Origin of the sequence: Methylocella sp., assembly GCF_044226135.1 — a bacterium.
Classification (GTDB): Bacteria; Pseudomonadota; Alphaproteobacteria; order Rhizobiales; family Beijerinckiaceae; genus Methylocapsa.
This window is the reverse complement of the sequence record NZ_JBGAHM010000027.1, coordinates 13621-35161: the sequence shown is the minus strand read 5'-3', so window position 1 is coordinate 35161 and position 21541 is coordinate 13621. Positions and strand designations below refer to the sequence as shown.

Below are 21541 nucleotides of genomic sequence, written 5' to 3'. Positions count from 1 at the left end.
CCTCGCGTCCCTGTCCGGGCGCCGCCGCCCTCCAAGGATCCGCGTTTCCAGATGAGCTCCGACCACGCCCTTCGCCCCATGCCCGTCACGGCGTGGCTCAACCCCGTCCTCGCTTTCGTGTTCTATGGCGCGGCGAGCGCGCTTGGCCTCGGCGACGCCTTTGCGCCCGGCGTGCTGGGCACGATCCTCGCCGTCCTGCTCGTCCCCGTCCTGTTCGGGGCGGTGTTCGCGGCGGTCTATCACGCCGAGATCATCGCCTATCGCACGGGCGAGCCCTTCGGCACGCTGGTGCTGACCGCGGCCGTCACGATCATCGAGGTGGCGCTGATCGCCTCGGTGATGCTGACCGACCCCGACGGCAGCCCGGCGCTCGCGCGCGACACGGTGTTCGCCGTGGTGATGACGGTCTGCGCCGGCCTCACCGGCCTGTGCCTCCTCGCCGGCGGCCTGCGCTACCGCGAGCAGAGCTACCGCGTCACCGGCTCGGGCGCCTATCTGACCGTGCTTCTGGTGCTGACCACGATCACGCTGATCCTGCCCAATTTCACGCAAGCCTCGGGGCCGTCCTACGCCAAGGGGCAGCTGATCTTCGTGGGCGTGGCGACGATCGCCCTCTATGGGGCCTTCCTGTTCATCCAGACCGTCCGGCACCGCGACTATTTCGTGGCGCTGACCGAGAGCGAGCATGAGGACGGCGCCCATGACGTCGCGCGGGCGCGGCTCGTGGCGAGCGTGGCGCTTTTGTTTGCGGCGCTCGTCGGCGTCATTCTCCTGTCGAAGAAATTCGCCGCCGTGGTCGAGACGGCGCGGCTCGCGATCGGCGCGCCGGCGCCGGTCACGGGCCTCGTCGTCGCCATTCTCATCCTGATGCCCGAAGGCGTCGCGGCCCTGCAGGCGGCGCGCAAGGACCAGATCCAGAAATCGCTCAATCTCGCGCTCGGCTCCTCGCTCGCGACCATCGGCATGACCTTTCCGACGGTGGTCGCGGTCGCGCTCTATCTCGACAAGCCGCTGACGCTCGGCCTCGACCCGTTCAGCATGGTCATGCTGGTCCTGACCCTGCTCGTCTCCACGCTCACGCTCGGGGCCGGGCGCTCCAACGTGCTTTACGGCGCGGTGCATCTCGTGATCTTCGCGACCTTCCTGTTCTTCACCTTCGACCCCTGAGGCGCGCGCTCACAGCAGCCATTCGATCGGCAGGCGCGACAGAAGCGCGACGCCGCAGCGCTGCCACAGGCGCGCGCCGGGCTCGCGCGCATGGACGACGACCGCGCCCCCCCGCCGTTCGCGCCATTCAAGGCGCCCGCGCGGGCCGAGCGCGACCTCATAGGCCCGCTCGGGGATCGTGGTCGAAAACGCTTCCTCGACCGCGCGCGCCAGCGCCTCGCTCTCGATCACGACGCCAAGCTCGGTGTTGAGGCGCATCGAGCGCGGGTCGAAATTGAACGAGCCGACGAACAGCCTGCGCCCGTCGACGGCGAAGGTCTTGGCGTGCAGCGTCGAGCCCGCCGAGCGCAGCGCCTCGCCGGAGCCGCCGGGCGCGCCGCCCGAGCCCGCGCCGATCAGCCGGCGGCGCGGCGGCGCGCCTTCGGCCCGCGGCGCGCCGCGCATTTCATAAAGCCGGACGCCGGCGGCGACGAGGCGCTTGCGCCAGTGGGCGTAGCCCGCATGGACGAGCCACACGTCGGTCGCCTCGAAGGCGTTGGTGGCGACGCTGATCCTGACGCCGGAGCGGGCCATGGCGGCGAGCGCGTCGACGCCGGCCCGCGTCGGCACGAAATAGCCCGAGACGAGGTCGACCTGGCGCCTTGGCGCGCCGAGGATGTCATGCAGCGCCGAAAACAGCGTCTCGACCCGGGCGCGCCGCGATGACAGATAGCCCGCGCCGCGCCCCTGGTCGGCGGGCGCGGCGCCTGCGCCTGCGCCGCTCTTCGGCTCGCGGCGCCGGCGCCCGCGCAGCGCCCGGCCGAGCGCGCGGGCGAGCAGGCGGGCGCGGGCGACGCCCATGGCCTTGGCCGGATCGTCGCTGACGAGGCGCGCCGGCGCCCATTCGAAATCGAGCCGGCCGGCGGCGAGATCGTCGACGATGGGGATGGCGCGGACCGCCTCGACATAGGCGCGCGCGGTCGGATCGCGCTCGGCGATCGAGGCCGCGGCGGCGAGCGCGCCAAGCGCGCGCTCCGGCACGGGCGGCAGGATCTGGGCGGCCGGATAGGCGCGCTCGCTCGCCCAGTAGCGGTCGAAGTCGCGCGCCGCCTCGTCGACGATCGGCCCGACCGCGAGCGCGTCGAGGTCGAGGAACAGCCCCTCGTCGCGCGCGCCGAAATATTCGTCGCCGATGTTGCGCCCGCCGACGATCGCGGCCCGCTGGTCGGCGATGAAGCATTTGTTGTGCATGCGGCGGTTGAGGCGCGCGAAATCGGCGAGATAGCCGACCGCCTTCGGCCGCCGGATCACGAAGGGGTTGAACAGCCGCGCCTCGATCAGCGGGTGGCGGTCGAGCGCCGCAAGCGCGAGGTCGAGCCCCGCCGTCCCGTTGTCGTCGATCAGCAGGCGCACCCTCACGCCGCGGTCGGCCGCCTCGCGCAGCTCTTCGAGCAGCAGCGTCCCGGAGCGGTCGCCGCGCCAGATGTAGCACTGGACGTCGAGCGAGCGCTCGGCCTTGCGGGCGAGCAGGGCGCGCGCGGCGAAGGCCTCCCGCCCGTCGTCGAGCAGGCGAAAGCCCGAGAGCCGCCCGCGCCCCTCGGCCGCCTTGCGCGCGCCGCGCCCGAGCGCCGACTCGTCGCCGCTCTTCAGCGTGCGCGAGGGCCGGCGCGGCGCGAGCGGCGGCAGCGGGAACAGCAGCCGCAGCGAAAGCCCCGTCGCCGCGGCGAGCGCAAGAAGGACGAAAAGCGCCCCGATCAGGACCGCCATGGCCGGGCCCGGCCGCGCCGGCCGCCTCACATGTTGGGATAGTTCGGCCCGCCGCCGCCCTCGGGGGTGGTCCAGTCGATGTTCTGGGTGGGGTCCTTGATGTCGCAGCTCTTGCAGTGGACGCAGTTCTGCGCGTTGATCCTGAGCGCCGGACCCTCGACGATCTCATAGACGCCGGCCGGGCAGTAGCGCTGCTCGGGCGCGTCATAGAGCGGCAGGTTGAGCTTCACCGGAACGTCGGGGTCCTTGAGCTTCAGATGGCAGGGCTGGTTCTCCTCATGGTTCGTGTTCGACACGAACACCGAGGACAGCCGGTCGAAGGAGACGACGCCGTCGGGCTTTGGATAGGCGATCGGCTTCGCCTGCGAGACGGTCTTCAGCGTCAGATGGTCGGGCTTGTGCGGCAGGGTCCAGGGCGCGCGGCCGCGCAGCGCGTAGGCGTCGAGCGCGGAATAGGCCATCGCCGCGTAAAGCCCCCATTTGAACGACGGCTTGATGTTGCGGGCGAGGTGGAGCTCCTCATAGACGAAGCTCTCGCGCAGGGCCTCGGGATAGGACGACGCCTGCGCCCCCGCCGCCACGCCGGCCTCAAACAGCGCCGAAACGCTTTCGGCCGCCAGCATGCCGGACTTCATCGCGGTGTGCGTGCCCTTGATCTTCGGCACGTTCAAAAAGCCCGCCGCGTCGCCGATGAGAAGCCCGCCCGGGAAGGTCAGCTTCGGGATCGACTGCAGCCCGCCGGCCGAAATGGCGCGCGCGCCATAGGAGATCCGCGTTCCGCCCTCAAACAGCGGGCGCACGGAAGGGTGCGTCTTGAAGCGCTGGAACTCCTCGAACGGCGAGAGATAGGGGTTCTGGTAGCCGAGCCCGACCACGAAGCCGACCGCGACCTGATTGTCCTCGAGGTGGTAGAGGAACGATCCGCCGTAGGTTTTCGGGTCGAGCGGCCAGCCGACGGTGTGGACGACGCGGCCCGCCCGGTGCTTTGCCGGCTCGACGCGCCACAGCTCCTTGAGCCCGAGGCCATAGGTCTGCGGCGCGCAGGCGTCGCGCAGGCTGAAGCGCTCGAACAGGGTCTTGGTCAGGGAGCCGCGGCAGCCTTCGGCGAACATCGTCTGGGGCGCCAGCAGCTCGACGCCGCGGGCGTAGTTCTCGGTCGGCGCGCCGTCGCGGCCGACGCCCATGTCGCCGGTGGCGACGCCGCGCACGGCCCCGGCGTCGTCATAAAGGACTTCGGCCGCGGCGAAGCCCGGAAAGATCTGGACGCCGAGCTCCTCGGCCTGCGCGCCGAGCCAGCGGCAGAGATTGCCGAGGCTGATGATGTAGTTGCCATGATTGTTCATGGTCGGCGGCGTCGGCAGCTCGAAGGCGCGCGTCCGCGTCAGGAAGACGAAATGATCGTCCTTCGCCGGCGTGAGCAGCGGCGCGCCCTTCTCTTTCCAGTCGGGGATCAGCTCGTCGAGGGCGCGGGTCTCGATCACGGCGCCCGACAGGATATGCGCGCCGACCTCCGAGCCCTTTTCGAGGACGCAGACCTCGAGCGACGGCGAAAGCTGCTTCAGGCGGATCGCCGCGGCGAGGCCTGACGGCCCCGCGCCCACGATCACGACGTCAAACTCCATCGCCTCGCGGGGCGTCGTTTCGCCGCTCATGAAAACCTCGGGGTTGGCAGGGATCCGGGATGGACGCGCGGCCTGAAAGGAGACGCAGGGCGCGTCCGCGCGAGGTTAAAATGATTTGAAATCAGACATAGGCGCATCGGCGCGCGCCCGCAAGCGAGCGCCGGCGCGCCGCCGGTCAGGCCGAGCCCGGCTGCGCCCGCACAAAGGCGACGAAGCCCGAGACGAAGACGCCGAGCCGCTCGCGCGTCGGCTCGTCCCTGAGGCGTCCGTTCTCGTCGAACAGCGCGCCCGCGCGCGAGACCATCAGGCGGCCCTCGAACCAGGGCCGCGTCCCCAGCGTGCGCAGCACCGAGAGCCAGGCGTCCTGCGCCAGCACGCCGCCAAGGCCCCCGGGCGAGGCGCTGACGAGCGCGACGGGCTTGCCGCCAAACAGGCGCGCGATGTCGCCGGCCGGGCGCGAGGCCCAGTCGATCATGTTCTTGAACACGCCCGGAATCCCGTTGTTGTATTCGGGCGTGGCGAGCAGCAGCCCGTCGGCCGAGGCGATCGCCGCCTTGAGCGCGACGACGGAAGGGGGCAGGCCCTCGGCCGCCTCGAGGTCGGCGTCATAGAGCGGCACGCCCTTCGGCGTCAGCACGTCGAGGCTCGCCCCTTCGGGCGTGAGCTCGGCCGCGGCCGCGAGAAGGCCGGAGTTGAACGAAAGGCGCCTGAGGCTGCCCGAAAGGCCGAGGATGCGGGTCATCGCGAATCTCCCTGGGACGGCGAAACGGCGCGGGGCGCTTTGACTCGCGGCCCTTCGCGCCGTTAGGACTAGCCGGTCCGCGCCGGCGGGGAAACGGGCGCCCGGACGCGAAGGGCCGAAGGACGACGGGAGCCGCAGATGGACGCGAAGCCGCAGACCCTCCTCCCATTCCCGCCGGCCGCGCCCGCCGCCCCCTTGCCCGTTCCGGCCGCGCCGCCCGCCCCGTCCTTCGCGCCGCAGGCGGAAAGCCTTGGCGGCGAGGCCTATCGCGCCGTCGACCGCATGTGGGAGGCGCTGCTCGGCCAGGCCACCGGCGGCCTGTCGCCGGCCGCGCTCGCGCTCGCCTCGTTCGACTGGGCGGTCCATCTCGCGGGCGCGCCCGGCAAGCGCATGGAGCTTGCCGCCAAGGCGCAGCGCAAGAGCCTGCGCCTTTTCGCCCATCTCGTCGCCGCGAGCGTCTCGAAGGACGCGCCGCCCTGCATCGAGCCGCTGCCCGGCGACCTGCGTTTCGCCTCGCCGGGCTGGCGCCGGCAGCCGCACGCGCTGTTCGCGCAGAGCTTTCTGCTGGCGCAGCAATGGTGGCACAACGCCACCCATGAGGTGCCGGGCGTCGCGCGCCATCACGAGGACGTCGTGTCCTTCATGGCGCGGCAGATGCTCGACGTGTTTTCGCCCTCGAACAACCCGTTCGCCAACCCGGACGTGATCGACAAGGCGGTCTCGACCTTCGGCGCCAATTTCGCGGAGGGCTTCGCCAACTGGCTCGAAGACGCGAGCCGGCTCGCGACCGGGCGCCCCCCCGTCGGCGCGGAAAATTTCATCCCCGGCCGCGACGTGGCCGTCACGCCCGGCCGCGTCGTGCTGCGCAACCATCTGATGGAGCTGATCCAGTACGCCCCGGCGACGGAGGTCGTGAAGGCCGAGCCGATCCTCGTCACGCCGGCGTGGATCATGAAATATTACATTCTCGACCTGTCGCCGCACAATTCGCTGATCCGCTACCTGACGCAGCGCGGCCATACGGTGTTCTGCATCTCGTGGCGCAATCCCGACGCCGGCGACCGCGACCTCGGGCTCGACGACTATCGCCGCATGGGCGTCATGGCGGCGCTCGACGCCATCGCGGCGATCCTGCCGGGCCGCAGGGTCCATGCGGCGGGCTACTGCCTCGGCGGCACGCTGCTGTCGATCGCCGCCGCGGCGATGGCGCGCTCGGGCGACGACCGGCTCGCCTCGCTGACCCTGCTCGCCGCCCAGACCGATTTCTCAGAGCCCGGCGAGCTCGCCCTGTTCATCGACGACAGCCAGACGCGCTTTCTCGAAAGCATGATGTGGAACAGGGGCTTCCTCTCGTCCGACCAGATGGCCGGGGCGTTCCAGCTGTTGCGCTCGAACGACCTCATCTGGTCGCGGCACGTGCATGAATATCTCATGGGCGAGCGCAGCCCGATGTTCGACCTCATGGCCTGGAACGCCGATTCGACGCGCATGCCCTATCGCATGCACGCCGAATATCTGCGCCGCTTCTATCTCGGCAACGAGCTGGCCGCGGGGCGGGTGATGGTCGACGGCCGCGCCGTGGCGCTGCAGAACCTGCGCGTCCCGCTGTTCGTCGTCGGCACGGAGCGCGACCATATCGCGCCCTGGCGCTCGGTCTACAAGATCCATTATCTGTGCGGCGACGCCGACGTGACCTTCGTGCTGACGAGCGGCGGGCATAACGCCGGCATCGTCTCCGAGCCCGGGCGGCCGCGCCGGCGCTACCAGATCGCCGCCAAGGCCGCCGACGGGCCGTGCCTCGCCGCCGACGAATGGCGCGAGGCGGCGCGCCGCGAGACCGGCTCATGGTGGCCGGCCTTCGCCGACTGGCTCGACGCGCGCTCGTCGCCGGCGCCCGTGGCCCCGCCGCCGATGGGCGCGCCGCTCGCGGGCTATCCGCCGCTCGAGGCCGCGCCGGGCGGCTATGTCATGATGCGCTGAGGCCCGCGCGCGCGCCCGCTTCGCCGAAACTTGCGCGCGCGGCCCGATTTGATAGGGTCCGGCCCCATGCAGCCCGACGCTTGCTTCCCTGCGTGTCGGCGGCGGCCCGCCGGCCGCCGCCCGGAATTCGAGGCGCGATGACCGACGCCGACGAGCGGGAGGTCGACGCCGCCGCGGACCCCATGACGGACGCGGGCGAAGCGGCGAAGCGCGAGAAGTCGCGCGCGCTCGCGCTGGCGCAGGCGTCCTCGCTCAAAAAAGCCGCCGCCGCCGCCGAGGAATGGCGCAGCGCCGCGCGGGCCCTGCGCGCCGCCCGTCCGCGCGCCGGCGCGGGACGCCTGCCGCAGCGCGTCGGCGCCTATTTCAGCGGCTCCGGCCTCAGGCGCCTGCGCCGCGAGCGCGGCGCCATGGTCGCCTTCGCGCTGCTGTTCGCCCTGCCGGCGCTCGCCGGCGTGCTGTATTTTTCGGTCTTCGCCTCGAGCGTCTATCTGTCCGAGTCGCGCTTCGCCGTGCGCGGCGGCGAGCGCGTCGCCTCCGACGCCGTGTCGCTGCTGACGGGACTCGGCTCCTTCACCCAGGTGCAGGACTCCCTGATCGTCGCCGATTACGTGAAGAGCCAGGCGATCGTCGAGGCGCTCGAAAAGGAGGTCGACCTGCGCGCGCTCTATTCGCGCCCCGGAATCGACTCTTTCTCACGTTTCGACCCGAGCCTGCCGATCGAGAAATTCGCCAAATACTGGCGCTCGCACGTCCAGACCTCGATCGAATCCCCCTCGGGCATCGTCACCTTAAGGGTCTACGCCTATTCGCCGCAGGACACGCTGAAGATCGCCGACGCCGCGGTCTCGCTGAGCGAGCGCCTCGTCAACGGCCTGTCGACGCGCGCGCTGAACGACGCCGTGACGCTCGCCGAAACCGAGCTTTCGCGCGCCGAGGACCGGCTTTCGGCGGCGCGCCTCGCCCTGCGCGACCTGCGCAACGCCCAGGCGACGCTCGATCCGCGCCGCGCCGCCGAGGGCGTCGACAAGCTCGTCTCGGAACTCAGGCTCGAGAAGATCCACATCGAACAGGACATCAAGGCGGCGGCGCGCGGCAGGGTCGGGGCCAACGCGCCGCAGGTGCAGATCATGCGCGCGCGCGCCGACGTGATCGGCGAGCAGATCGCCAGCCTTGAGGCGCAGGTCACCTCGCAGACGGCCTCGCAGCCCGACGCGCTCTCGGCCAAGATCACCCGCTTCGACGAGCTCGAACTCGAACGCCAGATCGCCGAGAAGCAATACACCCAGGCGGCCGCGGCGCTCGAACGCGCAAAGGTCAACGCCCAGGAGAAGAAAGTCTATCTCGCGGCCTTCGTCGCCCCGGCGCTGCCCTATGAGCCGAGCGGGCCGATGCGCATGCTGTTCAGCCTGTTGAGCGTCGGCGCCGCGGCGCTGCTCTACCTTGGCGGGCGCAGGCTGATGCGCCGCCTCGGGATCGGCTGAGCCATGATCCGCCTCCTCGGCGTGACCAAGGTCTACAGGACCGAGAACCATCGCAAGGTGGTGCTCGACAATGTCAGCTACACCTTCGACACGCGCCATTCCTATGGAATCTTCGGGCCGAACGGGACCGGAAAGTCGACGCTGCTGCGGCTTCTCGCCGGCACCGAACTGCCCAACGTCGGCCATATCCGGCGCGACGTGCGCCTGTCATGGCCGCTTGGCTTTGGCGGCGGCTTCCATCCGATGATGACGGGGCGCGAGAACATCAAGTTCGTGAGCCGCATCTATGGCGCGGACCTGCGCCGCGTGATGGAGTTCGTCGATTATTTCGCCGAACTCGGGCCCTATTTCGACATGCCGGTCGGCACCTATTCTTCGGGCATGGGCGCGCGCCTCGCCTTCGGCCTGTCGATGGCGATCGACTTCGACTGCTATCTCGTCGACGAGATCACCGCGGTCGGCGACAGCCGCTTCACGTTGCGCGCGCGCCAGGCCTTTGACGAGAAGCGCGGCCGCTCCAGCATGATCATGGTGTCGCATGACGTCGGCACCATCAAGACCTATTGCGACCGCGGCCTCGTGCTGCATCGCGGCAAGCTGCTCGCCTTCGGCGACATCGACGACGCCGTCGAGTTCTATCGCAAGGCGCACTGACGTCATCATCGTCTACAAGGGCTTGCGGGCGATCAGCAGCAGTCCCGCGCCTTCGTCGCGCGTCGGCCGCGGCGGCCCGAACGCCGCGTTCGCGGCGAAGCCCAGCGCAAAGCCGAGCAGCGCCGCCGCGTGCCACGACCACGCCGCCCTGTAGTAAAGCGCGCGCCGCCCCGGCGTGCAGCGCGACGCCCAGAAAATCAGCGAGTCGATCGGCCCCCAGGGAATCGCCAGCACGGCCTCGGCCTCAAGCCCCTCGCGCGCGCAAAGCGCTTCGAGCGCGTCGCGCGTCCACCATGTGAGATGATGCGGCGGCGCGTTCATCAGGAAATTCGGCAGGCGCGTCATGGCCGAAGGGGCGTGCGGAACCGAGAGCGCGACGCGCCCGCCGGGCCGCGCCGCCTGCGCCATGCGGGCGAAGAAGGGCGCGGGCCGCGCCACATGCTCGATCACCTGGAAGGCGCAGACGAGGTCGAAGCCGGCGTCTTCGGCGAAGGCCGAGCCCGGCGAGAAATGCGGGTCGAAGGCGTGATAGTCGGCGCCTTCGCAAAACGGCCGGAACGCCTGCGCGGCCCCCGCGCCGACGTCGAGCACGCGCCCGCCGCGCGGCGCAAGGCGCGCCGCCATCTCATATTCGGCGCGCGGGCGGCCGGGGCCGGGCAGCGCCCTGTCGCCGAGCCGCGCGTAAAAGCTTTTGTAGAACCGCGCGTCGCCCTCGGGCGCGGGATCGAAGAACATGAGCCCGGTCGGCGAGCGCCAGAGCGAGAGCCGGTCATGGCCGGCGAGGCTCGGGCCGGCGTCGACGCCGAACTCGATCTTCCACAGCTTCGCCAGAAAGCCGCAGCCGACGCTCTGCACGAACGCCGCCGGCGCGCCGGTGACGGGGCAGGGCGGGGCATGATCCAAATGGGTCAAGCGGCCTCCTGAGCGCGCGCGTTACGCCGAGCCTAGCGGCCCCGGCGGCTTATCACAACTTTACGTCGCGCGCCGGCGCCGATACAGACGGACGGCGGCGCCGTCGGGGCGAGGGCCGCGCTCGGCGCGCCCCGGACGGACAGAAAGGGCGGCGATGAGCGCGCGGGGACGGCCGGATCTCGGCGAGGACGAAAGGCGCAAGCTCGGGCGCCTCTTCGCCAACCGTCTCGGCGCGCAGGCGAAATCCGCCGACGCGCCGGCGCCCGAGCCGGCGGCGCAGGGCGCGCGCCCGGAGGCGACCGATTTTTCGACCCTGCCGGGCTATCAGGAGCTGCGGCTGCAACGCGCCATGGCGGCGGTCGTCGGGCTCGAAAACCCGTTCTTCCGCCTGCACGAGACGGCGGCCGGGGCGACCACCGTCATCGACGGCAAAAGCTTCGTCAATTTCTCGTCCTACGACTATCTCGGCCTCAATGGCTGCGAACCCGTGCGCGCGGCGGCGCGGCGGGCCATCGACCTTTACGGAACCTCGGCCTCGGCGAGCCGCGTCGTCGCCGGCGAGCGGCCCGGCCATCGCGCGCTCGAAGCGGCGCTCGCCGCCCATTACGGGCAGGAGGACTGCGTCGTCTTCGTCAGCGGCCATGGCGCCAATGTCTCGACCATCGGCGCGCTCATGGGGCCGAAGGATCTCATCGTCCACGACAGTTTCGCGCATAATTCGATCACGCTCGGCGCGCAGCTCTCCCGCGCCGAGCGGCGCAGCTTTCCGCACAACGACTATGACGCGCTCGAGGATGTGCTGAGGACCCATCGCGGCGCGGCCCAGCGCTGCCTGATCGTGGTCGAGGGGCTCTACAGCATGGACGGCGACAGCCCGGACCTCGCCCGGCTCGTCGAGATCAAGCGGCGCCACGACGCCTGGCTGATGGTCGACGAGGCGCATGGGCTCGGCGTTCTCGGCGCGCGCGGCTTCGGCCTGTTCGAGGCGGCGGGCGTCGACCCGCGCGAGGTCGACATCTGGATGGGCACGCTGTCGAAGACGCTCGCGGCCTGCGGCGGCTTCGTCGCCGGCGCGCAGGCGCTGGTCGAATATCTCAAATGCATGTCGGGCGGCTTCGTCTATTCGGTCGGCCTGTCGCCGCCGCTCGCGGCCGCGGCCGAAGCCGCGCTCGCGCTCATGCGCCAGGAGCCCGAGCGGGTCGGGCGGCTGCGCGCGGCGGGCCTTTGCTTCCTTGCGAGCGCGAAGGCCGCGGGGCTCGACGTCGGCCTGAGCGCGGGCGAGGCGATCGTGCCCATCGTCACCGGCAATTCGGTCGGCGCGGTCGCGCTCTCGCAGGAGCTGTTCGCGCGCGGCGTCAATGTGCAGCCGATCATTCATCCGGCCGTGCCCGAGCGCGGCGCGCGGCTGCGCTTCTTTGTCACGAGCGAGCACACGCGCGAGCAGATCGCCTTCACGATCGGGGCGGTCGGCCGCGCGATCGAGGCGGTCAACGCCAACCCCGCGCTGCGCGACGTCTGCGGCTTCGCCCAAAAGGGCTGACGGAATGCGCCCGAGGGGGCTGACGAGAAAGGCCGGGCGGTGACAGGGCTTGAGCTGCGCGAGGCGCGTTCGCGCGCCGACGTTGAGGCCTTCATCGCCGCGGCGCGGGCGGGGCAGGCGAGAAATTCGCGCTGGATCGAGCTTCCGGCCGAGGAGACGCGCCGCGCGCTCGACCCGAAACGCTCGCCGGTCCTGCGCGAGAACGAGGTCGGGGCCTTCGTGGCGCTGCGCGACGGCGTCCCGGTCGGGCGGATCGCCGCGGTCGTCAACCGCGCCCATCTCGCGAAATATCATGACGCCTGCGGCCATTTCGGCCTGATCGAGGCGGTCGACGACGCGGAGGTCTTCGCCGCCCTGCTCGGCGCGGCGGGCGATTTTCTGCGCGCGCGCGGCATGCGCCTGATGCGCGGGCCGTTCAGCCTCACCATCAACCATGAGGCCGGGCTGCTCGTCGAGGGCTTCGACGAGCCGCATGTCGTGCGCACCAATCACGCGCCGCCGCATTACGCGGCGCGGCTCGAAGCGCTCGGCCTCGTCAAGGCGATGGACCTTTACGCCTATGTCTGCGACGTCGGGACGACGGATTTTCCCGAGCGCGTCGCGCGGCTTGCGGCGCGGGCCGGCGTGCGCGGCGTCGTGACCGAGGGGCTGACGCTGACGGGCTTCGCGCGCGGGTTCCGGCGCGTGCTCGACCTCTACAACGACGCCTGGGCCGACAACTGGGGCTCGATTCCGGTGAGCGACGCCGAGGCGAAGATGATCGCCGCGCTGACCCTGCCGGTGGCGCGCCCGACCTGGATCCGCCTCGCGCGCGCCGGCGGCGAGGACGTCGCCGTGCTCGCCCAGATTCCCGACGTCAACGAGGCCCTGCGCGGGCTCCACGGCCGGCTCTGGCCGTTCGGCTGGATCAGGGCGCTCGCCGGCACGCATCTCGGGGCGACGCGACTGACGCGCGTGCCGATGATCGGCGTCGCCCGCAAATGGCGCGGCACGCGGACCGGCGCGCTCGCCGTCTCGCTGCTGCTCGCCGAGGCGCTCGACGCCGCGCGGCGCGCCGGCGTCGAGGGCGTCGAGATCAGCTGGATGCTCGAAACGAACCGCGCCGTGCTCAACCTCGTGGAGAGCCTGCCGGCGCGCCGCGCCCGCGTGTTCCGCGTCTATCAGTCGGCGCTCTGAACGCGCGCCTGCGGCGCGGCGGCCTCAAACGTCGCGCGGCGCGCCAGAACGTCGACGTCCTGGGGCGCGCGCACCAGATACTCCGTCCCGGCCCATGAGATGCGGCGCGAGCCGAGCGCCCCGAGCGCGCAGGCAAGATGAAACCCCTGCCACAACGGGCGCAAAAAGCGCTCGACGCGCCAGTAGAGCCTGAGGTCGGCCTGCGCCGTCTCGGGCCATAGCGCCGCCACGATGCGGCGCCGGCAGCGGAAGCGCATGTCGCCGAGCGCCGCCGCGGCAATGAGAAAGGCGAGGCCGGCCGGGTCGCCGTGAAGCGCGAGCCAGAGCGCGAACAGCCCGCAGCCGAGCGGCAGCGCAAGCGTCGCGACGGCGAAGGCCCACAGCAGCGGCTCATGCAGCAGCACGATGCGATATTGCCGCCGCCCGAAGGCGAAGGCCTCGCGCCATGAGGCCGAAAACGGCGACAGCAGCAGGCTCTGGCGCGGCGAATGGACCGCGATTGCCGCGGCGCGCAGCGCGCGGGTCATCTGCAGGTCGTCGCTGAGCGCGCCGCGCCAGAAGGCCTTGACGTCGGCGCGTTCGAGCGTCGCGCGCGGCAGCGCGGTCGAGCCGCCCCAGCACAGGTTCACGGCCTCGGCGACGCGCGGCATGGTCACGATCGAGGCGTTGGCGGCGGCGACGAAACACGAGGAGAGCCGCCCGTCGGCCGGCAGGATCCAGCGATAGCCCGTCGCCGCGTCGCGATGGGCGTCGACCAGCGCCGAGACGAGGCGCGGCAGCCAGCGCGGGCCTGGCAGCGTGTCGGCGTCGGTGAAGGCCACGATCTCGTCGCCGGGGCCGAGCCGCTCAAGCGCCGCCAGCAGATTCGCGACCTTCTGCCCGCCCCGCTGCGTGCGGCCGGCGACGACCAGTTCGAGCGGCGCGCCGGGCGCCGCGCGCGCGTCGGCGAGCAGGCGAAAGGCCGGGTCGTCCTCATGCTCGACGGCGGCGACGACGCGATAGGCGGGATAGTCCTGCGCGCGCAGCCGCGCCAGAAAGGCCTCGGTCGCCGCGCCCGCGCCCTTGACCGCGACGATCACGGCGACGGGCGGCGTGCGTCCCGGCGTCTCGGCGAGCGGCAGGCCCCAGACGTAGCGCCAGGCCGACAGCGTGCTCGCGACCGCGACGACGGCCCAGAAAAAGAAAGCGGCGAAGGCCGCCGCCGACAGGAACGAAGTCATCGCGCGCCCGACCCGAGGAGCGCGCATCATGCGCAGATTTCTTAAACTTTCGCCTGTTTTCTTAATCTGCGGCGCCTCCGGGCCATGCGGCGAAGCGCGCCCCCGAGCGTCATGCTGGCGCCTTTTTTGATTGATCAGCCGTCACTCCGCCGCAATGCGGCGCTACGCCTGCGCCGGCTGCGGGGACGACCAGACCATGATCGAAGCGGCGGGGAGCGCGGGCTTGACCCAATCCATCGACATCGAGTCCTTCAAGAGCGAGGAGGCGGCGCGGCCCACCGTGCGCGTGCAGGGCAACGTGCTCGCGCGCGCCGAGCGCGCCCTGCTCGATTTTCTGTGCGCCCGCATGCCGGCCTTCGTCACGCCCGACCGGCTGACCGCGCTTGCGGGCGTGGGCGCGGGCGTCGTGTTTCTGGGCTATGCGCTCGCCCGTTTCGACCCGGCCTTTTTCTGGCTCGCCAATCTCGGCTTCGTCATTCACTGGTTCGGCGATTCGCTCGACGGCAGCCTGGCGCGCTTCCGGCGCGTCGAGCGGCCGCGCTACGGCTATGTGCTCGACCATGGCTCGGACGCGCTGTGCAATCTCGTCATTCTCGGCGGGCTCGGCCTTTCGCCCTATGTGCGCCTCGACGTCGCGCTGTTCGTGCTGATCGGCTATTATCTCCTGTGCATGTACGTGTTCCTGTACAATCACGCTTCGGGCCGGTTCCAGCTTTCGTTCCTTGCGCTCGGCCCGACCGAGCTGCGCCTCGGCCTCATCGCCATCAACGTCTGGATGTTCTCGGCCGGTCCGGAGACGATGCGCGTCCTCGGCCAGAGCTTCTCGATCTATGACCTGACCTTCTGCGTGATCGGCTCGGTGTTCGTCGCGCTGTTCGTCGTCAATCTCGCCGCCGCCGCGCGCCGCCTGCGCGCCGAGGACGACGCCGTCCTGCGCGCAAGGGCGGCGTCGCGCGCGCCGGCTCAGAGGCCGTCGACGAAGCTCTCGACCTCGGCGAAATAGGCGTCCCAGTCCGGCGGGCGGAAGCTTCGCGCCTTCGCCTGCGCCGCCGCCCGCTCGGGCGAGCCCTCCCGCGCGAAGGCGCGCACGGCCGCAAGCCACCCCTCCCCGTCGAGCGGGCTCAGGGGCACGATCGCGCCGGCGCCGCTCTCATGGAAAGCCGGGATGTCCGAGGCGATCACCGGCACGCCGGCCGCGAGCGCCTCCGGGATCGGCAGGCCGTAGCCTTCCGCGAATGAGGGGGCGAGCAGCGCGCAGGCGCCGTCGAGCAGCGCCTTCAGGCCCGGCGTCGACAGGCCCGAGGCTTCGACCACATGGCCCGCGACCGCCGGGCAGCGTTCGAGCAGGTCGACGACATTCTCGTTTTCCCAGCCGCGCGCCCCGACGAGCACGAGCTTCGGGACCTCGCCCGGCGCGCGCCGCGCCAGCTCGCGCCAGACATGCAGCAGCAGCAGATGGTTCTTGCGCGGCTCGATGGTGCCGCAGGCGACGAAATAGGGCGCGCCGCCCGACGCCGTTCTGGCCGGCGCCGGCCGCGAAAAAACCGGCGCGGGCGGGATCGGCGCGACATGAATCGGCAGGTCGGCGCGCCCGAGCGGCTTGAGGCGCTCGCGCAGCGCGGCGCGCACCGCGCCGGTGGTCACGACCGCGCCCGCGGCGAAGGCCGCGAGATTGGCGAGGCGGCGCTGGTGGCGCTCGAATTCGGCCGGACGGAAATATTCCGGGTGTTCGAGCGGCAGCACGTCATGGATGAAGAAGGCGGCGCGCACGTCGGGGCGCTTCCTGAGCCATGAGAAATAGCCCGGAATCCACAGCGGGAACTGGCTGACGTTGAGATAGCGCGCGCCTTCGGGCAGCGCCGTCTCGGGCGCTTCGCCCAGCGGAAAGCCGTGGCGGCGCAGCCAGGCTCCGACGCCCTGCGCCCGCCCCGTTCGTCCGCGCGCCACGCGCGCCGCGCCGGCGCCGGTCCGGGGCGCGCGCCCTTCGAGAAAGGCCCGCACCCGCAGATGGGCGTCGTCGGCCTCGGGCGTCTCGTCCTCGCCCCAGTGGCGCGCGACGCCCTCGACGATGTCGGCCGCGCCCGCCGCCGAGACCACGCGCGGCCGGGCGGCAAGCCCCATCATCACCGCGATGGCGTCGTCCGGCCGGGCCAGGAGATAGCGCGCGGCGAAGGCGGAATCGATCCGGTCGATGCCGTTCGGCGTGCGCGAGAGAACCCGCGTCGCGAGCCGCGTGACGTCATAGGCGACGGGGCGCGGCACGGTCAGCGCAGGATCTGGGTCAGGTTGCGGCTGCGCTCCTCGACGAGCGCGGTCAGCGGCGCGTCGACGGGGCGGCCGAGATGCTTTTCGGCGAGGCTCAGCGCCGCCGCCTCGCCCTCGTCGGCGGCGCCGGCCGAGGCTGCCACGATATGCTCGGCGAGCTCGCGCACGTTGAGGCCGCCGGCCGAGGCCGAAAGCGGCGCGTCGAGCGACAGCCGCTCTTCGAGGCTCGCGCCAAGCTCGACCGCCATCAGCGAATCGAGGCCGATCTCGGCGAGCGGCCGGGTCCGGCTCATGGCGTCGGCCGGCAGGCGCAGGATGCGCGCGATCTCTTCCACGATCACGTCGCCCACGATCTTTCTGACCTCGTCGGGGTCTTTCGCCGCGACGAGGCCGGCGAGGTCGATGCGGACGCGCTCGACCGACTCGGCTGCGGCCTCGCCGCTCGTAAGGCGGGCGTAGGCCGGCGCGCCGAGCAGCGGCAGGTTCTGGCGCGCGAGGCGCCAGTTCATGTCGGCCACGACGAGCACGCCGTCGGCCTGCGCCGCGGGCCGCGCCAGAGCCTCGCCCAGAAGTTCGAGGGCGCGGCGCGCGGGCATCGCCCTGACGCCGGCGCGGGTCGCGAGCGCCTCGCGCACGGCCCGGTTGCGCGCGAGCATGCCGACGTCCTCGATCGCGCCCCAGGCGACGGCGAGCGCCGGCAGGCCCTCGGCGCGGCGGCGGCGCGCGAGCCCTTCGAGATAGCCGTTGGCGGCGACATAGGCGCCCTGTCCGGGATTGCCGATCGCTGTCGTCGCCGAGGAGAACAGCACGAAATAGTCGAGCGGCGCGTCGCGCGTCAGCCGGTCGAGGAGTTCGGCTCCGGCGGCCTTGGCGCCGAGCGCGCCCGCGAGCTTTGCGCCGTCGAGATGGGCGATGAGGCCGTCGTCGAGCTCGGCCGCCGCATGCATGACGCCGCCGAGCGGCGGAGCCTCGGCCGCGAGCGTGGCGAGAAGCTCGGCGACCGCCGCCTCGTCGCGCATGTCGACCGCCGCGGCGTGCACGCGCGCGCCGGCCGCGCGCAGCTCGGCGAGCGCCTGGCGCGCGGCCGGCGTCTGCGCGCCCGAGCGCCCGACGAGCGCCAGATGGCGTGCGCCATGCTCGACCAGCCAGCGCGCGGTCTGGAGGCCGAAGCCGCCGAAGCCGCCGGTCACGAGATGGGTCTTGTCGGGATTGGCGGCGAAGCGCGCGTGCGGGGCGAGGCGCGTCTCGCCGGGCTTTGGCGGCGCGATGACGATCTTGCCGACATGCCCCGACTGCTGCATCAGCCGCATCGCCTCGACGCTGTCGCGCGCCCTGAAGGCGCGATAGGGAACAGGCCATAGCGCGCCCTGCGCGAACAGGGCCATGACCTCGCGGAACAGGCGGCGCGCCCTCGCCGGCTGGGCGAGGATCAGCTGGTCGAGATCGACGCCATGGTAGGAAAGGTTGCGGCGGAACGGGCGCAGCCCGATCTGGGTGTTCGCCACATAATCGCGCTTGCCGAGCTCGATGAAGCGGCCGAAGGGCTCAAGCAGGCCGATCGAGCGCTCCATGGCCTCGCCCGACAGGCTGTTCAGCACGACCGAGACGCCGTTCGGCGCGGCTTTGCGCACCTCGTCGACGAAGCCGCCGGAGCGGCCGTCAAAGGCGTGCGCCGCGCCGAGCGCGCGCAACAGGTCGCGCTTTTCGGGCGAGCCCGCGGTGGCGATGGGCGTCGCGCCGCGCCAGCGCGCGATCTGCAGCGCGGCGAGGCCGACGCCGCCGGCGCCGCCATGGATCAGCACGGTCTCGCCCTCTTCGAGCCGCGCGCATTCGATCAGCGCGTGCCAGGCGGTGAGGAAGGCGACCGGGATCGAGGCGGCGGCCTCGGCGCCGAGCCCCGGCGGAATCTGCGCCGCGACGTCGGCCCTGATCGTGACATGACTGGCGAAGGCGCCGCCGGCGAAGGCGACGACCGCGTCGCCCGGCGCGAACCCGGCGACGCCCTCGCCGACGCGAACGACCCGGCCGGCGCATTCGAGGCCGAGCGTCGGCCCGGCGAAGCCGTCCTCGAGGATTTCGTCGGGCAGGACCGAGAGGCCCCACATCACGTCGCGGAAGTTGAGGCCGCTCGCCTCGACCTCGATCTCGATCTCGTCCGGGCCCGGCGCGCGGCGCTGCGCCGGCGTCCAGCGGATGCGGTCGAGCGCGCCGCCCTCGCCCTTTTCGAGCCGGCAGGCGGGCGCGGGCGGCGACGCCGCGGGGTCTTCGTCCTCGAGGGCGAGGCGCAGCGCGCGCGTCGCGCCGGGTTCGAGCAGAAGGTCGGTCTCCGGCGTCTCGCCGCAGACGAGCGCGGCGAGGCGTTGCGCCGCCTCCTGCGGCGCGAGCCCGGCCGCAAGGTCGACGCGGCGCACGACGAGCGCCGGGACTTCATTGGCGAGCACGCGCGAGAAGCTCGCGACGCCGGCCTCGACCGGCGAGGCGCGGTCGCCCGCAAGCCCCGCGCGGGTGACGACGAAGAGCCGGCCGCGCTGGCCGAGCCGCTCGGCCGAAGCTTTGAGCGCGAGGCAGCGCGCGGCGAGCGTCGCGACCGGGTCGGCGCCTTCGGCCTGCGGATCGGGCAGCTCGACGATGACGTCGGGCGCGGCGGCGCCGGCGGCGAAGCCGCAGCCCTCGGCTTCGAGCGCCGCCGTCAGCGGGCCGCGCAGCGCCTGCCCGCCCTGAATGAGCGCGGCGGCGGGAGGCGCGGCGGGCGCGCGCTCCGCCCCTCCGGACCGCGCGGCGACGAGCAGCAGGGCGGGGCCGGCGGCGGTGGCGATCTGGCGGCAGTCGGCCTCCGCGAAGCGCGCGGCCTCGAGCCGGCGACGCCAGTCCGCCTGCCCGGGAACGCGGCCCGCGCGCGGCCGCGCCGCGTCGAGGCCGAAGACGAGGTCGCGGAACAGCGACGGCGCGGGCTCTACGGCGGCCAGCGCGCCGCCCGGCGCCAGCGCGTCGAGCAGGCGGCCGAGCGCGGCGGCGTCGGGCGCGAGCCGGCCGAGCGCGTCGGCCGCGAGGATGAGGTCGAACGACGGGGCGCCCGCGAGGCTGTCGAGGAACAGCACGCTCGACTGGGGCGGCGCGGCGAGCTTCGCCCGCTGCAGCCGGATCGGGTCGGGGTCATGGAGGAAAAGGCGGGCCGCGCCGGCGGGCGCGGCCTCTTCGAGGCGCTGCAGCAGCGGGCCGCAGCCGAGCGCGAGGATGCGCAGGGCGCGCCCCGGCGGGAAGCGTTCGGCGAGCCGGCGCAGCAGAACGGCGACGCCGTCGGCGGCGGCCGCGGCCCCGACCGAGCCGAGTTCGAAGCCGTCGACGGCGGCGGCGCTGAACCCGTCGAAACTTTCGCCGCGCGCGAGCGCGTCGAGCCCCGCGCCGGCCCTGGCGGCGAGCAGCAGTTCGGCGGCGCGGTCGGGGTGGTCGGCGGCGAGCGAGCGCAGCACGGCGTCGGGCTCGGGCAGGTCGTCGGCGAGCGCGCGGTCGAGCCTCGCGCCGGCGTCCGCCTCGATCGCGAGGCCGCTTTCGACGAGCCCCCGGACGAGATCGGCGAACCAGGCGGCGCGTTCGGGCGCGAGCCGCCCCGCGGCGACGAGCGCGTCGGGCGCGAGGCTTGCGTCCGGCGTCAGCGCGGCCGCGAAGCGGAAGGCCGAGGCCGCGGCGAAGCCCTCGATCAGGACGAGCGCCTCGGGCGGCTCGCCGAGCGTTTCGGTCTCGGGCCGGGCAGCGTCGAGGAACGCCTGCGGCGTCAGCGGGTTGCGGCCGCGCGGCGCGGCCGGGGCGTCGGCGAGGCTCCTGACCCAGGCGAGGGCGTGGGTCGAGAGGTCGCCGGCGAAGGGCGTGCGCACGGCCTGGTAGCGCGCCTCGCGCAGCGTGGCGACCAGCGCGCCGTCGGCGTCAAAAAGCGCGAAATCGGCGACGATGGCGCGGGCGTCGCGGCGCCTGACGTCGATGCGCGCCTCGGCGATCGGCGCGCCCGGCCGCTCAAGCCTGATTTCGCCGACGCGCACCGGCAGATAGGCCGCCGGGCGCCCCCCCGTCTCCTTCGCGAGGTCGTCGAACAGCAGGATCAGCCCGTGGAAGCAGGAGTCGAGCCGCGCCGGGTCGAGGCCGTAGCGCGCGCCGGCCGCATGCGCCGGCTGCGGCTTCAGATTGACCCTGATCGTGCGGGGGCCGAGGCGGGTCGCCGAGGCGGCCTGGCGGAAGGCGGGGCCGAAGTCGAGCCCCACGCGCTCGGCGCGCGCGTAGATCTCGCGGCCGGGGACGGCTTCGCCCGGGGCCGCGCGCGGCGCAAGCTGCGGCGCGGGGCCGGGCTTCTCGATGATGCGGGCGCGGGCGTGCAGCGTGAAGGGGGCGGCGACGAGGCGCGGCCGGCTCAAGATCTCGATGACGCCGGTCGAGGGCGAAACGCGGCACAGCGTCTCGCGCGCGCCGTTCGGGGGCAGGGCGAGCGGCTGGAGGATCTCGAAATGCTCGATCGCCGGCGCGGGCTGGCCCGTATGGTCGGCGGCGACGGCGAGCGCCATCTCGACGAAGCCCGCGCCCGGCAGCAGGATCTGGCCCTCGACGCGATGGTCGGCGAGCGCGGGGACGAGCGCGGCGTCGATCTGGCCGCGCCATTCGAGCCCGTCGGCCGGGACGCGCGTTCCGATCAGCGGGCGCGAGGGCCGCGGCGTCAGCAGGCCGGTCGCCTCCGGCGTCTCGGCGACGCGGAAGGTCTTGCGCCGCCACGGATAGGCGGGCAGCCCGTCCTGCGCGCCGGGGTCGTCGCCGAAGGCCGCGTCCATGTCGACGTCGGCGCCCTGCGCCAGCGCCTCGGCCGCCGCGCGGCGGAACGCGTCGCGGTCGTCGCCCTTCTGGCGATGCACGGCGAGCGCCGCGACGGCCGCGCCCGCGGCTTCGGCGGCGTCGCGGACGTCGCCGACGAGCGTCGCGCTGGGGCCGATCTCGACGAACACCGCGCCGCCCGCGCGCGCGGCGCGCTCCGTCGCCTCCATGAACAGCACGGGCGC

14 protein-coding genes are annotated in these 21541 nt (G+C 72.5%); 7 read left to right on the top strand and 7 right to left on the bottom strand.

The features are described 5' to 3' along the window. Window positions 1-51 precede the first annotated feature (51 nt). The gene (locus ACILRB_RS11730; RefSeq protein ID WP_395666474.1) at window positions 52-1167 is read left to right on the top strand and encodes a calcium:proton antiporter; all 1116 of its coding nucleotides are present in this window, start codon (window positions 52-54) and stop codon (window positions 1165-1167) included. Between the two features lie 9 nt (window positions 1168-1176). Here ACILRB_RS11730 and ACILRB_RS11725 read toward each other — a convergent pair whose 3' ends face one another. The 3 genes from ACILRB_RS11725 to ACILRB_RS11715 all read right to left on the bottom strand — a co-directional run bounded on the left by ACILRB_RS11725 (window position 1177) and on the right by ACILRB_RS11715 (window position 5277). Further along, window positions 1177-2913: a phospholipase D family protein gene (locus ACILRB_RS11725; protein ID WP_395666473.1), complete on the bottom strand. Its 1737-nt coding sequence runs from the start codon at window positions 2911-2913 to the stop codon at window positions 1177-1179. 26 nt (window positions 2914-2939) lie between these two features. After that, a complete protein-coding gene (locus ACILRB_RS11720; RefSeq protein ID WP_395666472.1) occupies window positions 2940-4565 on the bottom strand; it encodes an electron transfer flavoprotein-ubiquinone oxidoreductase in 1626 nt (541 codons plus the stop codon). Between the two features lie 145 nt (window positions 4566-4710). Continuing rightward, window positions 4711-5277 carry an NADPH-dependent FMN reductase gene (locus ACILRB_RS11715; RefSeq protein WP_395666471.1) on the bottom strand — a complete coding sequence of 189 codons (567 nt, stop codon included), beginning with the start codon at window positions 5275-5277 and terminating at the stop codon, window positions 4711-4713. 138 nt (window positions 5278-5415) lie between these two features. On the opposite strand from ACILRB_RS11715, the gene ACILRB_RS11710 reads away from it, so the two are divergent. The 3 genes from ACILRB_RS11710 to ACILRB_RS11700 all read left to right on the top strand — a co-directional run bounded on the left by ACILRB_RS11710 (window position 5416) and on the right by ACILRB_RS11700 (window position 9392). Then, a complete protein-coding gene (locus ACILRB_RS11710) occupies window positions 5416-7257 on the top strand; it encodes a PHA/PHB synthase family protein (RefSeq protein ID WP_395666470.1) in 1842 nt (613 codons plus the stop codon). 137 nt (window positions 7258-7394) lie between these two features. After that, entirely contained in the window at window positions 7395-8738 is a 1344-nt protein-coding gene (locus tag ACILRB_RS11705) for a hypothetical protein (protein ID WP_395666469.1), read from the top strand. Window positions 8739-8741: 3 nt separating this feature from the next. Then, window positions 8742-9392 carry an ABC transporter ATP-binding protein gene (locus tag ACILRB_RS11700; protein ID WP_395666468.1) on the top strand — a complete coding sequence of 217 codons (651 nt, stop codon included), beginning with the start codon at window positions 8742-8744 and terminating at the stop codon, window positions 9390-9392. Between the two features lie 12 nt (window positions 9393-9404). On the opposite strand, the gene ACILRB_RS11695 is transcribed toward ACILRB_RS11700, so the two are convergent. Further along, window positions 9405-10304: a class I SAM-dependent methyltransferase gene (locus ACILRB_RS11695; protein ID WP_395666467.1), complete on the bottom strand. Its 900-nt coding sequence runs from the start codon at window positions 10302-10304 to the stop codon at window positions 9405-9407. Between the two features lie 154 nt (window positions 10305-10458). Between ACILRB_RS11695 and ACILRB_RS11690 the strand changes: the two genes are divergently transcribed. Next, window positions 10459-11844, top strand: a complete 1386-nt coding sequence (locus tag ACILRB_RS11690) for an aminotransferase class I/II-fold pyridoxal phosphate-dependent enzyme (RefSeq protein WP_395666466.1) — start codon at window positions 10459-10461, stop codon at window positions 11842-11844. 39 nt (window positions 11845-11883) lie between these two features. Then, window positions 11884-13020, top strand: coding sequence for a hypothetical protein (locus tag ACILRB_RS11685; RefSeq protein WP_395666465.1), 1137 nt, complete (start codon window positions 11884-11886; stop codon window positions 13018-13020). On the opposite strand, the gene ACILRB_RS11680 is transcribed toward ACILRB_RS11685, so the two are convergent. Further along, window positions 13005-14270 carry a glycosyltransferase gene (locus tag ACILRB_RS11680; protein ID WP_395666464.1) on the bottom strand — a complete coding sequence of 422 codons (1266 nt, stop codon included), beginning with the start codon at window positions 14268-14270 and terminating at the stop codon, window positions 13005-13007. The genes ACILRB_RS11685 and ACILRB_RS11680 overlap by 16 nt on opposite strands. Window positions 14271-14463: 193 nt before the next feature. Here ACILRB_RS11680 and ACILRB_RS11675 point away from each other — a divergent pair, with 193 nt between their 5' ends. Beyond that, window positions 14464-15243 (top strand): CDP-alcohol phosphatidyltransferase family protein, encoded by a 780-nt coding sequence (locus ACILRB_RS11675; protein WP_395666463.1) that lies wholly within the window; start codon window positions 14464-14466, stop codon window positions 15241-15243. Here ACILRB_RS11675 and ACILRB_RS11670 read toward each other — a convergent pair. Both ACILRB_RS11670 and ACILRB_RS11665 read right to left on the bottom strand, forming a co-directional pair. After that, window positions 15204-16502: a glycosyltransferase gene (locus tag ACILRB_RS11670; RefSeq protein WP_395666462.1), complete on the bottom strand. Its 1299-nt coding sequence runs from the start codon at window positions 16500-16502 to the stop codon at window positions 15204-15206. The genes ACILRB_RS11675 and ACILRB_RS11670 overlap by 40 nt on opposite strands. Window positions 16503-16504: 2 nt before the next feature. Next, window positions 16505-21541 (bottom strand): SDR family NAD(P)-dependent oxidoreductase (locus ACILRB_RS11665; protein WP_395666461.1); only part of this gene is annotated, 5037 nt, incomplete at its 5' end.